Origin of the sequence: Trichococcus ilyis, from assembly GCF_900109135.1 — a bacterium.
Taxonomy (GTDB): Bacteria; Bacillota; Bacilli; order Lactobacillales; family Aerococcaceae; genus Trichococcus; species Trichococcus ilyis.
Map to the genome: position 1 here is coordinate 1 of NZ_FNYT01000033.1, position 13,758 is coordinate 13,758.

A 13,758-nucleotide genomic window follows, 5' to 3' on the forward strand; every position below is an offset into this window, starting at 1 on the left:
TTAAGCTACTGCAAACAATTAGGCATTCGCTTATCTGGACCGTCGCTCGGCAGGCCCAAGAAGGATCAAAAAGTAGACAAAAAACAAGAATACATCGATAACTGCAATCGAGTGGAGGTCGAAAGAGGCTTCAGCCTGGCGAAAAGAAAGTACGGGCTCAGGCTTATTCGAACACGCCTTGAAGAGACCAGTCTATGTGTGATTGCTTTATCCATCCTTACAATGAACCTGTCCAAGGTTTCATTGCGCATTTTTTTGACTATCATCCGATGGATGAGATTACCAAGAATGGAACCCTTGGTAATCCCGTAAGCTAACAATTAGGGATTTATTCAGCAGACATTATTTATACCCAAAGCGGGACGCGACTCATTGCCTTTCAAGCATATTCACGAAGGCAGCCGCCACCGTAATCGTTTCTCCAAGAGTGGACTCATAACTGATCGTCCCGGCAGCCGTCCCATAAAATTTGATGAGGTCATTTTCCGAAAATCCGGATTCGACAGTATCCGATTCATATGCCAGAAAAATGACGGAGCCTTCCTTGTCATCAATCGCAACCAACATTTGCGATGATTCCTCACCTTGGATCACTTGCAGGACCCGACCGGACATGGCGATCAGTTGGGAATCATAAGCGTCCGGCGTCTGTGCCAATTGATCGTAGCTGATATCCGTCCGGTAATTCGCGGGATCTTTGAGTTTGGCCTCCGCTTCGGCCTGTGCTTTGGCCTGAGCTTCAGCATTGGCTTTCGCTTCGGCTGCTTGGATGGCCGCCTCCGCCTGTTTTTTCGCCTCGGCTTGCTCTTCGCTGGCTGCAGCCGCCATCTCTTCAAAATTAGCTATCGCGGCTTCCGCTGCATTGTCGGATGTGCTCGTTTCCGCCTTATCCGTTCCCCCGCCGAATACAGCCATCATCCCGACTGCCGCAACAAAAATCAGCCAAAACCACCATTTTTTCAATAACCGCAGTCCGTTTGCGTCGTTGCTTGTTTTTTTAGCCATGAAATCCACCTCCCGTAGTCTGTTCCCTTCTGTAAAATTCACCTTCATTATACCGCCAATTGTCTAAATCGAAAAAAATGAAGCACCAGTCAGATTCAACCTCTGACAAGTGCTTCATTTATTTTTGGATGGGCCTGAGAAAAAAATCCCGACCTCACGACCCTTAATATTTTGTTCCGATCAAGAAGTCGCGCGCAATAGCTCCGCATCGCCATTGTACGCCAATGCTTGCGCACCTTCTTCGCCGGTGCTCACGCGGATGACATTTTCAACATCATACACAAAAATTTTCCCGTCGCCGATGTTCCCTGTGTACAAAGCTTTTCTCGCGGTTTCGATGACTTTTTGAAGCGGCACCTTGCTGATCACGACCTCCACCCGAACTTTAGGCAACAGATCCGCATCGGTCTCCACCCCGCGGTAATAGGTCGAATGCCCCTTTTGCACACCGTAGCCGAACACATTCACGACCGTCATGCCGGTGACGCCGATGCCGTTCAAAGCTTTTTTCAAATGATCAAATTTGCTTTCATTGATCAGAATTTCAACTTTGGTCATTTTTGGCGTTTTATGCGCCTTGTTGCTCGGCATCGCTGTCACGTGGTCTTCCACCACAACGGCTTCTTCCATAGCAACCACTTCTGACCCGAACTGTTTTTTCGGTGAAAGGGATGGACTGGCCGGAACGGCAACCGCATCATGCGAACCAACCGAAAGGCCGGCAGCACTGACGGATCCATAAGCTGTTTCGCCGTGCAACGAATAGTCCAAACCGTCTTCCTCTTCCTCTTCAGTGGCCCTGACCGGCATAACCAAGCTGATCAGCTTCAGGATGACAAAGGAAATGACTGCCGAATAAGCGGTGACCGCAAGGATGCTGATGATTTCAGCGATTAACAGTCCAGCATTGCCATCCACCAAGCCACCGGTTATATCCGGATTGATTGAAGATGTCGCGAAAATCCCGGCTGAGATTCCGCCCCAGATGCCGCCGACGCCATGGCAGCCAAAAGCATCGAGTGCATCATCATAACCGATTCTCTTTTTCAATTCAGTGACAGCGAAGAAACAAAGTAGTCCGCCAATGAAACCGATGAGCAGAGCCGAGAATGGGCTGACATAACCGGCGCTTTGCGTAATCGAGCCAAGTCCGGCGATGATCCCGCTGACCAAGCCTAATGCAGTCGGTTTTTTATGCAGTACCCATTCGCACATCAGCCAGCTGAACCCAGCTGCAGCTCCCGATACGGTCGTTGTGATGAAGGCATTTATGGCAATGCCATTCATGCTGAGCGCGCTGCCGGCATTGAAGCCGAACCAGCCGAACAGCAACAAACCGGCGCCGATCATCGTCATCGGGATGTTATGCGGCCGGACAGCTTCTTTGTTGGTTCTTTTGCCGACAAAAATCGCAGCCACCAGCGCAGAAATGCCGGCGCTGACGTGGATGACCGTTCCGCCTGCGAAGTCGAGCGCGCCTAGTTCGCGGATCCAACCGCCGTTGCCCCATACCCAATGCGCAATCGGATCATAGACCAAAGTCAACCAAAGCAAGACGAAAGCAAGATACGCCGGAAACTTCATTCTTTCCGCAACGCTTCCTGAAATGATCGCAGGCGTGATGATCGCAAAAGCCAATTGGAACATCATGAACAACTGATGCGGGATGGTCGGAGCATAATCGACAGGGGAGAACCCGACATTATTCAGAAAAGCAAACGAAAAGTCGCCGATGATCGCGTTGTCCCCTCCGAATGACAAGGAATAACCCAAAAGGATCCATTGAATGACAACTACTACAATAGCTGCATAACTGTGCATGGTTGTGCTCAGAACATTTTTTTCCCTGACCATCCCTCCGTAAAATAACGATAACGCTGGGGTCATCAGCAGGACCATTACCGTTGCGAGGAACATGAAAGTCGTGTCCGCCATATTGATTTCCATTAACTTGCTCTCCTTTATGTTTAAAATTTCTGATTTGTTTTGTACTCTGGAGCAAATTATATAGTCAAAAAAGCAGCTAGTCATTCCGATTCTCACAGCCGATGGGACTATATGTAACACGAAGCTGGGATTAAACAAAAATAAATGACAGCGCTCGCAAATTTCGGCGTTCTTTGACAGCCTGCCTCTTCCGGATATCTAAAAGTCTACGCGCAAGGGCGCTTCTGTTGCTCTTCATGCCTCAGGACCGGGCTTTCTCAGGACTTAAGCTGTACAGAATGGGTTCATTCTTCCCGTTGCATTTCCTGCGCTAAGCCGAGATACCTGTGTGAATAAGCTCACATTACCTGTCACAGGCGGGCCAAGGACACAACGTCAAAAAGATTGCCGGATAGGCTTTTCCAGTGATTTCTATCAATAAACTGGTGAATTTCAGAAAAAGTCAGTTTGCGGGGATTGGATGACAGTATCAAGGAATTTTCACGTCATCGATACTGTCCATTATTCTATTTTTCCCCAAAATAATGACCCTTGCATGGCAGTATTTCTGCTTTTTTGCGTCAGCTTTTCATGTAACTGAACGGGAAACGCCGAAATATCCACTTGCTAAAATTGAAGCTAAGGAAAAGGCCAAGATCCACTCAGGGAATCTCAGCCTTCTTTTTGTAACTATCTCATTCTCAGAACAAATCCATCTGGTCGATTTCTTCGGTTATTTTGAAGTGGGATGCCTCCATTACTTCCCCTGCCTCTTCACCCTTCAGATGCTCCGCATGCAGGAACTGCACACCGCCCTTTAGTTTTGAAGAAATCAAGTTCAGCACGTAGATGTTGTCGAAGCGGTTGTAAATGCTATCGCCGCCCAATCCGGACAGACACACCAGTTGCGTGTTGCTCTTCCTGGCAATCTCCATCAGCGGCTTCAACAAATGATCTGCATTCGTCTGTGCAAACGGATTGTCCATCACCAGGACTTTACTGTTCACTTTATCTGCGAAGATGTCCTTTTCATCCTTTCCCATGTAGGACAAAAGGCTGGACAGGATGACGAAGGCAGAAAGGAAGCCTTCCCCTCCAGAATTTTTCGCTACGTCATTCCAACTGATTTGACGTTCCCTCTCTTCTTCGATTTTGAATAACTTAACTTCAATGCTGCTGATAGTCACCACATCGTTATATAGATTTTTAGTTGTGATTGCAGCAGAGATGGTTTCTTCGGCATTCTCGTTCTGATCCAATCTGTCCAACGTTCTTGCGGTCACCGTATCCAGCAAATCGTTGAGCCGCTGCTTGTACAAGGCTTGGTTTTCTTCCCAATCAGGCAAGATGATCCGGAGCATTTTGATTGAGCGGCCCCTGATGTTGATGGAAGAATTTCTGTCTATCTTGCCGAGGTTTTCATGGATTTCATGGATGTAATCAAATATGTTTTGAAGTACACTTTCCTTCTCTTTCTGAATCAATTCTATGTCCGCTGCCAATTTTCCCATCAGCGTGCGATAGGATTCGATCGTAATTTCCAAGTTCTCCAAAAAACTGTCCGGATCTTTTGAAAGAGTCTCCAATGTCTCCAAAGGTTTCCTGAAGAAATCATCGCTGCTGAATATTTTTTTGCGAAGAATCTTTGCGACTTCCATGCTTAGTTGGCCAATCTTATCGTTTTCCTCGGTCTGGGACTTTCTGTAGTCACGCAGCATTTCTCCCCTGAATCGATCCAGGTCCTCATAATCCACTTCTAGTTCGAGTTCCGAGATTATCGGGAAGCGGTCGTACTCAGCCAACGCAGTGCGATTTTCACTTATCCGCTTCATTTGAGCTTCAAGTTTGCCTGAATCCCGTTCGATTCCCTTTTTCCGGTCTTCAAGGATACAGATTTTTTCGATATAATCATATTCCTTGATTTCGTTGCGCGCTTTCGGTTCTTCCTTATCGTAATTCTTCTTCAGATCGGCGAAGTACCCTTGAATCGTATTCTCGATCACTGCTTTTTTAGTTTTATGCTCATTTAGTTTAACAGTAATCTCAGCTGACTTGCATCTCAGCTTTTCGATTTCCTTCCCTATCTGTTCCTCTTTATATAGGTCATACAACACTTCCGTGAATTGGCTATCAACCAAATGATATTCACTTGACTTCCTTGAAAGGCTCATCTCTTTTTTACTGAACCTTTTTCTCGCTGTTTCAAGCATTTTTTCAAGATTCTTCACATCTTCTGTAATTTTCGTTGAGAGGCTCTCGAACCGGGACTCGACGTCTTCGATATCCTTCTCCACCAAGGTACCTTCTTTGAACGAATGATAGTTCTCCAATTTTTTGCCGATTTCCGATTCCTTATCGCGGAAATACCTTAACCTTTCTTCTTGTTTCTCTTTATCTATTTCAAGTATTTTTTTTTGCTTTCTTTGCTCGTCAAGCTGGGCACGGGTGGCCGCCACTGCAGCCTTCAAACGGTTTTGCCTTTGCAGATTGTCGCAATAACGGATGTATTCTCCTTTAAATTCCTCCAAATCGGCAATCTGTCTCTGCAAATTGCCTTCTGTGTCCTTCTTCATCCTCAATTCGGCCGTCGCTGAATCATATTCTTTCGTGATGGCAGAAATAGAGATGCTCAACCCCCTAAGCGTCTGATCTGTGGCGGAAAGCTCGTCTTCATATTTTTTTCTCTCCGCTTCCGCATTGGAATAACTGTCCTTGTCGACTCTGGTGGAGATTACTCGGATTCTTTTTCCTTCAAGAATATCGATTTCATTCTGCTTATCCTCGATTCTTTTCTCTAGGTCAAAAATCTCCTTTTCTTTTTTCCGGATAATGACTTCCAATTCCTCTTTGTCAATCAACTTGTTGTTGAAGGAAATCAGGAAATTGACTTTGCCTAAGTCAAGCAATTTCTTGCCGCCGGATGAGAAGGCATGATCCATTTCCTCCCTGCACAGGATCACGATTGGGTACGAGGTGAAGCTTTCTATAGGTTCCTTCTCTAGCTTTTCGATATCCCGTCTGTTCATGATCAAGGAATACGGAATGAACGGATTGTCGCGCACCAATCTTACCCCTGCAGTCTTTGCGTTTTCGGACTTCCGCAGCCATTCCATCCCGTATATAACCGGAATATCACGTTTCCCGAATTCCGCCGAAATATCGCCCGGCAATTCCGCTATTTTGCCGGTCTGCAATTTATTCTGTTCCGCCCTTTGCCTCTCCAGCTCCGAATGCAACTTGGCCTGATCTGTTCTCATTGCAGCAATCCGTTTGTCGAATGCATCGACTATGCTGTCTTTTTCGAATACCCTATCTTCATCCAAACCAATGTATTTCAGGGTATCTTTCCTTTCGTATAATTCCTGCTCAAACTGTTCGAGCGTATGGTTGGTATAATTCAGTTTTTCGATATCAGTTGCCATCTTCGCCCTTGCATTGGTTATGGCTCGTTCCAAGGACCTCTTTTCTTTGTCCTTGTTGTACAGAAAGTCGTTTAAAACGGCAATCCTCTTTGAAACAGCGTCTCTCGAATTGCTGTATTCTATCCCAGTCTCGATCAGCATCCCATCATCGTAATAGCCGGTGAGATTTCTCATGAATCCCACGTTATGTTTGTTATTGAATCGGCCTTCGGATGCGTCAAACCCTCTGATGCTTTCATCAATCCCGCCTGATGTCGACGCGGCACGGTTCAAATCGTCGTTCAGCGAATCGATCTGCTCTTCCGCTTTTTCGATCCCATTCTTCAACTGCTCTACTTCCAGCGCAACTTCAGCGGAATTTCCCCGGGCTGCCTCTTGTTCCTTACCGTAATGGACACTGAGTGTGTAACCCAAATTGTCCCTTTCCGCGCTCATGTCTTTCGTATCACTCTTCAGTATTTCCAGTTTATTTTCCAGTTCCTGAACTTCTTTGGAGAAATCTCGGTACTCCTCCAATAACTTAGCACACTCAAAAATATTGCGCATTTGTATCTGTTCCTGAAGGTGCGACTCATTTTCATCAAGGACATTCTGGGCCTTAGCTATGGTCTCTTCTGTCTTTTCTCTTGATTCTTGGCATCGATAGATTTCCAGAGAAAGTTTCTCATATTCGATGTCCTCTATTTCGCCTAGGATGTGCACAATCTGCTCCTGCAACTTTTCTTTAAGCGAATCCTGCTCGACTTTTTTTCTTTCAATCGCCATGACAAGGTTAGCGATTTTATTTTCGAATGCCGAACGCTCCCTTTGGCACGTTTGAAGTTCTTCGGCATGACGCCGGATGCATTCTCCATCCGCAAAAAACTCTTCGATGGATGCTTTTTTATCAATTTTCACCTTGTTTTCCCGGTATTGCTTGGCATAATGGAACACTATTTCCTGGAAGTTCTTGATTTTGTCCTCGTCAACATTCAACTTGTCCTCCACCGTTTTAAGGAACCATTTTTCTATCAGCCCTTCCGCACTTTTTGATTCAACGAAAAGTTCTGATAGACCGGATTCCTTGAGGTTGATTTTGTGGATGATGGACTCCCATTCCTTATTGTTGATCTGATATTCCTTCAGTTTGGCAAAGTAGGTTTTCGACTGATTATACTGTGTCATATCGTAGTAATTGAAGTTGCATTCCTGGTTTTTCTTCAGGGACTCGAATAAGGATTTGGCATTTCCGAAACTCTTGACCTTTTTTCTTCCGCCGTCCTTTTCGACAAGCGATATGTTGTGGATATCATTCGGATTTTGTCCGCTGTATTCGTTGATGAAATTGACGATTTCCAAATCATCTTTGGAGTCCTCATCGGAAGCGTAATTCCTTTTTCGGACCATCATCCCGGTAAGGAGCTTATTCGCAGCTCCGTCCAATTCCCATTCCACCAATATATAGGTTGGGGTAGTGGATGTGAAGTAACTAGCAAAAGGACGGTCCTTCAGATTCCGGTATCTTTTAGTCACGAAGGGAGCCAACATCATCTGTACAAGGACTGTTTTTCCTCCCCCGTTGCGCAACGAAAGAAGCGTGCTCTCCCCATTCAAATGAAAAAGCTCATCATCGATTCTCATCGTATTGTTGTTGTAGTTCAAGTTGATGATTCTGACAGCATTGATCTTACTCATATTCTTCCTCCCCTAAAGCAACGAGGACCCTGTTGTAGTTGTTTTTATTCAGTATGTTCCAGTCCATGAAATGATCCAGTTTCTTCGAAGTCGTAATCATGTCGTCCACCTCAACATAAACGATCAAGTTTTGGTTCTCCAAAAATTTCATGATAGTGTATATAAAACCTTCCTTTGTGGTTTTCGAACGACTGGTCCGGTCGCCGCTCTTTAGGGATTCAAAGCGCTCTTGCATGTTCGAAAAAGCAATTCCGCCATTATCCTGTTCATTCTCGTCTTTTTCTGCACCTTCTTTAAGCCTGCTCGAGATGATGTTCAGCAAGTCTCCACCCCTCAAATAGTTCCGCGACTTAGCTGAACTTCCCTGTGAACCGTACATCTCGACCAGAAGCGTCAAAATTACGAATTGGGATAGGTAATAGTCTTTATCGTTCGCGTTGCTCCTACAAAGTTCTGCCTTCAGTTCGCCTTTTGAATAACCAAGAAAATCATTGTCTTCTTTAGGAATGAGATAAATCGTTCCGCCATATTTTTCGATGACGCTATCGCTTGTTTCTCCTTGTTGCTTCACCAAATTCATCACACGTTCGTTCTCGGAATAGGCCCTGAATAGTTCCTTATCATCTTTCTCATTCAACTCTCCCTTTTTCAGGAGATGATAAAAGATATTTTGGCTGAATTTGATTTCTTCCACCTCATATGCCATGTTTAATCCCCCTTTTCACCTCAAATAAAATATCTGAACAAGTCACGACTTTAACCATTCCGTCCTTGCTGGACACTTCGCGGAACTTCACCTTTTCTTTGCTAGATAACTTGCTTGCAATAATATGGGTAATGTCCCCTAATTCCGGCGACTCCTCCACGATGTCGAGTACGGTCTCGTTCAATTGGAATTGCGGCGCCAACTCTTCCGTATATTGCGTCTTTTCTTCCCGGAGTTCCTGCACATTCACAGACTTGTTCTTCAGCAATTCGATGATGATTTCCCGGAAGATTTCGATTGTCGGAATCAACTTTTCCAACAACTCCTTTTTCTCGGAAACGATAGAGCTGATTTCATGCAGGGAAATCGCTCCTCTTTCGGTCGCCAAACTCAATATTACCTGTAAAGAATGCTTGTATTTGTTCAGTTTTTCTTTTCGCAGACGCTGTTGCTCCGATTCCCAATCCTCCTCATCAAAGGAAAGCATCTCCACATCATCTTCCGCTTCCTTCTTTCGGATAGTCTTTTGATACTGGATTGCTTTGCTGATGTTATAGCTCTTCCTGACTTTTTTTCGGAACAGCGGTGCCAAGAAATAATGGATATCTTCCAACTGCCCGGCGTCTTCGAGAACCAAATCATACAGATCCTTCCGGATATTGAAACGCTTTATCAATGACATTTGTGAAAGGTCCTCCAGTTCTTTAGCGTAAACATCTTTGAGATCGAAGTGAGCCTTCAGCAATTTCTGTTGCTCTTCGATAGCTCGCGATAGGTACATTTCAATGATCTTCAGGTAATTCAGCTTATCGAGTTCCTCTTCATCAAGCTTTTTGATGTTGATATCCTGTTCCTCGAATTCGATAATTCTTTCACGGACGTGATTCTTGTAGCTGTCGAACTTGTTTTTGGTCGTCTCCAATGAACTCAAGTTTTCATCCATCAGATTTTTATATTCCTGTACTGAATAGGAGAGTGCGTTCTGCTTAATCTTTAGGACAGCCTCCTGCATCTTCTGGAGCTGAATCCTGATCAGATTGAAGATGTTTTTCACGTCTTCGACCGCCTTATCGTAACTCTGCTTATCCAGATGCATTTTGAAGATGAATTCATGGATGGTCAATCGCATGTTCGCTTCCATCTCTAAAGTCGAAAGCAAAAGAGAGTACCCATCGTTGGAAAGCTTGAAGCTTGTACGTCGCACGGTATCTTCGAGATAAATGATTTCGTTATTCAAAAAGCTGATGTTGATTGCCTGATACTCCTTTTCGGAAAAATCATATCCGTTGAAATACATGGCATTTCCATCATCACAGAGAACGGTGTTGACAATGAAGTCAGCCAAGTCCTTGCAATCTTCATAAGTCAGCGTTTTTTTCAGATAGCTCATATTGAGGTCATCTACAAAGCTGCCTATGTCGTCCAATGTACAAGGTTCATCCTTCAGAGACTGCTCCATGACGTATAGAAGCACCGCAAAGATGATGTTGGTCTGCTCATCAAAGTTCTCGAACCCAAATTTTTTCCAAGTGGTCTTCTGCATGCTGTTTTTGTACAGCAGGGCATAGGCACCCACCCGCTTCATTCTTTCGTTAAAATTATTCAGAAATTCATACTCCATCGGCTCAGAAGTCTCCTATATTCAAAATTTCCTGCGGGATATATTCATCTCTCTGCAAGATGTCCACTATCACTTTCCGATACTCCTCATCAAATTCCCGTAAAAACAGTTCCGAAATATTTCGGTTCTGCCCAGCTTTTGTTTTGGGCAAGGGCATGTCCATTCCCGTATATTTATCGATCATCGTAGTATAGCCCTCCATGAACGGCTGGAGAGCGTATGCGTCACCGATTTCTTTCTTCAGCCATTCGTAAATATAGATGCCTTCATAATCCAGATCGCCGAGGTACAGGATGGCATTGTCGGCGTTCGCTATGTATGGTTCGACAGAAATGCCGAAGTCCTCGAAGCTTTTGAATATGTTTTTGCCTCCGCCGTACACAAGTGTGGCGATTTCAGTTCCGAATATCGCGTTGTTCCCCTCCAGCAGGTGCTTTCGCATGCTGAAAAAGGTGTCCTTATTCTCCAGGATCAGGATCTTCTGCGGTGTCTTCTTGCTGTGGGAATAATAAGCAAGGGGGACAGATGTCCCATAGTAATTCAGATATTCTTCCGAAAGTCCGAGATTCTTCAGAATCTTAATGCCGCCTTCTCTGCTTAGGAATTTTTCCCTTCCCCAAATTTCAAAACTGCGCTCGTTGATGGATACCCTGTTATTCAATTTATGGCCATGGTGCAAAAAATAGGCGTTCAGCTTCATTACCTCAGCCCGATCCGCCTTGTATGATGCGATATTTTTTAAATAGTAGCTTGTATCCAATTTCATGTCCATTGTATACCTTAATTCGTTTATCAGCTCGGTGTTGTCTTCAACAATCGGCAACACACGATAGGCAGTCCGTAACGCCGGTCTTTTGCCATTTAAATTGCTGCTCTTCACGACTGCAATTATCCCATCATCAATAAGTTTATTAACTGTATCGTATAACTTTGTATAATCTTCCATTGCGTAAAACTTTTCTATTTCGGATAAAGTTATTTTTTTCTTCCCTAAAACCCTGATGTCCTTTTTCATAATGAAATCCCCCGGTGTTGATTGTGAAAAACCTTCGTAAAACGGATGGCCTCTTTTAAAATACAATATATTGCCAATTTCTTATTCCATCATACACTATCTTGCTGTATTTTTTTTAAAAACTTAAAACAGCCACAGCATAATCCATAAATAACAAGTAGCGGCATTAAAATTTGATAAATCAACATTTTTGACTATATTTCACAATGGTTATATCTCGTCTTTGACTGTTTGCATATGAAAAACCAACTAAAAAACCTACAGAAGGCACTTTTTTCCATTCTGTAGGGCTCTTTGTACTGTTGTTCTGGCTCTCATTTCCGAATGCTTGCTATCATATCAAGGATATGCAGTGGATTCTTCGTGCTGATGATGCGATGCACGACTTCATTTTCCTGCCCTTGTTTCCTGCGTATTCGTTTCAGGATGTCCGATATTCGTCCAGCCCAAGACCGCATACTGATCCCAAACATTCTCACCGGCAACCGCGACAGTGCCGTCTTTTCTGAGTCCGAACGTGTTGCCGCCCGCCGAAATGGCGATCACATCTTGCCAGTCGGATACCGCACATTGCCCTTCCTGATTATAGCCTGTCGCAACGACCGTACCATCCGATTTCAAACCTACTGTGTGATGGCTTCCGGCGGCTACGGCGATGATATTTGTCCAGCCTGAAACCGCGGATTGATCGTAGCCGTTGTCCCCCGTCACAACGACGGTTCCGTCCGCCTTCAAACCGACAGCATGCGCATCGCTGGCAGAAATGGATACGATATCCGTCCATCCGGATACCGCGAGTTGGTTCCAATCATTTTTGCCAGTGGCGACAACTTTTCCGTCCGCTTTCAGGCCCAAGGTATACCCATATCCCGCTGATATGGCAACGATGTCTGTCCAGTCTTGGACAGCGCACTCACCGTTTGCGTTGTTTCCGGTCGCGATGACCGTGCCATCCGCTTTGAGACCGACTGTGTGCCCAATGCCGGCAGCTATAGCCACAATGTCCGTCCACTTGCCGACCTCGCCTTCACCGTTGTGATTGCTTCCAGCAGCCACCACCGTGCCATCCGCCTTCAGCCCCACCGTGTGAAAGGCCCCCGCAGACACGGATACCATTTTCGTCCAGTCCCAAACCTCGCCTTGCCCGGCTTCATTCCACCCAGCGGCAACGACAGTCCCATCCTTTTTCAGCCCTGTCACATAGCCTCCGCCTGCGGAAAGGATCTCGCGTTGCGTGAAACTCTCCGCAAGCGGGATCGCCAGTATCTGGCCGACATAAATCAGTTCAGGATCAGCAATCGCATTGGTTTTCACCATTTGCGGGACGGTCACACCATACCCGAGCGCGATTTCGGACAGCGTGTCGCCTGGCACCACCGTATAATACCTGCCGAAAGACTGCGGATGACCCACCCGCGCGGGAATAATCAGTCGGAGGCCGACCCTGATCAGGTCGGGATTGGCGATCGCATTTGCCTTCACCAGCTGTCGGACAGTCACGCCATATCTGATTGCGATGCCATACAGTGTGTCGCCCGGCTTGACTGTGTAGACTGCATTTTCCTGGGCTGCGATCTGTGTCTGCGCATGAGCAGCAATATTATTCATCGAAAACATGCCGAAAAGAAACAATACCGAAAACAGAACAGCCGCTGCCGACTTGCGCCAATTTTTTACATGGACAAGCATTGCTCTTCGCCTCTTTTCCGAACCCATCAACATTGCCATTGGCCAGAAAATATCATCCGAAAGTGTGCATTGGCGGCAAAAACGTGCCTCTTGCTCTACATCTGAATTGTACTGCTTCCGCATGACTTAATCAAAAGAAGCCCTCCCGCTCTTTTTCTTGACGCAGATCAAGTATCTTTTGGCGGATCCGTATTACAATGAAAGTATCAAAACTCAGAAAGAAGGATCTCATATGTCCAATCAACATACATTCAACGAAGTGAAGGAAGCCATCTTTCCAACTTTGGCGCAGTATGTGCCGATCGTCGCACGCGTCCATGGGGAGAATCACCCGGAATTCCATGAGGTGCATAAGCTAGTGGATGCCATCATGGCAAAGGCAGACGCAGCAGGCACAGAAAAACCCGACCTGAATGCAGAATTCAGCCAATTGCGCGCGGTTTCGAATGACTACACGGTCCCGGGCGATGTCTGCGAAAGCTACGAAGCGGTCTACAAGATGTTGGCCGAAGTGGATGCAGCCTATCAAAACTAAAGCGGTCTAAACAATTCCAGAATCATTACCATCGATTGGTGCTTCTTCAAACAATCAGTAACGTTTTAAATATCCGTATATTTATTTAACAAGACAGCTCAGGAGCATATCCCAGGCTGTCTTGTTTGTGTTAAAATATTGTTAATTAATCAATCCGAAATTGAT

Annotated in this window: 9 protein-coding genes; 2 read left to right on the top strand and 7 right to left on the bottom strand. The window is 45.4% G+C overall.

The window, feature by feature from the left end; all coding sequences use genetic code 11:
• A partial coding sequence (locus BMX58_RS12545) for a transposase (RefSeq protein ID WP_165605758.1) occupies nt 1-312 on the top strand: 312 nt, incomplete at its 5' end.
• A 57-nt stretch (nt 313-369) separates the two neighbouring features.
• Here BMX58_RS12545 and BMX58_RS12550 read toward each other — a convergent pair.
• From BMX58_RS12550 to BMX58_RS12580, 7 genes are all read right to left on the bottom strand, one after another.
• Entirely contained in the window at nt 370-1,005 is a 636-nt protein-coding gene (locus BMX58_RS12550) for a hypothetical protein (RefSeq protein ID WP_068624754.1), read from the bottom strand.
• 180 nt (nt 1,006-1,185) lie between these two features.
• A complete protein-coding gene (locus BMX58_RS12555) occupies nt 1,186-2,952 on the bottom strand; it encodes an ammonium transporter (protein ID WP_068624756.1) in 1,767 nt (588 codons plus the stop codon).
• 680 nt (nt 2,953-3,632) lie between these two features.
• Entirely contained in the window at nt 3,633-8,027 is a 4,395-nt protein-coding gene (locus BMX58_RS12560) for a coiled-coil domain-containing protein (protein ID WP_068624758.1), read from the bottom strand.
• Nucleotides 8,020-8,733 (bottom strand): DUF6063 family protein, encoded by a 714-nt coding sequence (locus tag BMX58_RS12565; RefSeq protein ID WP_068624760.1) that lies wholly within the window; start codon nt 8,731-8,733, stop codon nt 8,020-8,022. Before BMX58_RS12565 ends, BMX58_RS12560 begins: the two co-directional genes overlap by 8 nt.
• Entirely contained in the window at nt 8,723-10,354 is a 1,632-nt protein-coding gene (locus tag BMX58_RS12570) for a hypothetical protein (protein WP_068624762.1), read from the bottom strand. Before BMX58_RS12570 ends, BMX58_RS12565 begins: the two co-directional genes overlap by 11 nt.
• Before the next feature lie 4 nt (nt 10,355-10,358).
• Nucleotides 10,359-11,300, bottom strand: a complete 942-nt coding sequence (locus BMX58_RS12575) for a Wadjet anti-phage system protein JetD domain-containing protein (RefSeq protein ID WP_204243812.1) — start codon at nt 11,298-11,300, stop codon at nt 10,359-10,361.
• Nucleotides 11,301-11,756: 456 nt separating this feature from the next.
• Entirely contained in the window at nt 11,757-13,058 is a 1,302-nt protein-coding gene (locus BMX58_RS12580; protein ID WP_162268645.1) for a LysM peptidoglycan-binding domain-containing protein, read from the bottom strand.
• A gap of 232 nt (nt 13,059-13,290) precedes the next feature.
• Here BMX58_RS12580 and BMX58_RS12585 point away from each other — a divergent pair, with 232 nt between their 5' ends.
• Nucleotides 13,291-13,593: an iron-sulfur cluster repair di-iron protein, ric gene (locus BMX58_RS12585; RefSeq protein ID WP_068624767.1), complete on the top strand. Its 303-nt coding sequence runs from the start codon at nt 13,291-13,293 to the stop codon at nt 13,591-13,593.
• Nucleotides 13,594-13,758: the final 165 nt, after the last annotated feature.

What these genes read in the sequence shown, in the direction of transcription:
- BMX58_RS12560 (WP_068624758.1), bottom strand. Translation starts at nt 8,027, where the DNA reads ATGAGTAAGATCAATGCTGTCAGAATCATCAACTTGAACTACAACAAC.
- BMX58_RS12575 (WP_204243812.1), bottom strand. Translation starts at nt 11,300, where the DNA reads ATGGAAGATTATACAAAGTTATACGATACAGTTAATAAACTTATTGAT.
- BMX58_RS12555 (WP_068624756.1), bottom strand. Translation starts at nt 2,952, where the DNA reads ATGGAAATCAATATGGCGGACACGACTTTCATGTTCCTCGCAACGGTA.
- BMX58_RS12580 (WP_162268645.1), bottom strand. Translation starts at nt 13,058, where the DNA reads ATGCTTGTCCATGTAAAAAATTGGCGCAAGTCGGCAGCGGCTGTTCTG.
- BMX58_RS12565 (WP_068624760.1), bottom strand. Translation starts at nt 8,733, where the DNA reads ATGGCATATGAGGTGGAAGAAATCAAATTCAGCCAAAATATCTTTTAT.
- BMX58_RS12550 (WP_068624754.1), bottom strand. Translation starts at nt 1,005, where the DNA reads ATGGCTAAAAAAACAAGCAACGACGCAAACGGACTGCGGTTATTGAAA.
- BMX58_RS12570 (WP_068624762.1), bottom strand. Translation starts at nt 10,354, where the DNA reads ATGGAGTATGAATTTCTGAATAATTTTAACGAAAGAATGAAGCGGGTG.
- BMX58_RS12585 (WP_068624767.1), top strand. Translation starts at nt 13,291, where the DNA reads ATGTCCAATCAACATACATTCAACGAAGTGAAGGAAGCCATCTTTCCA.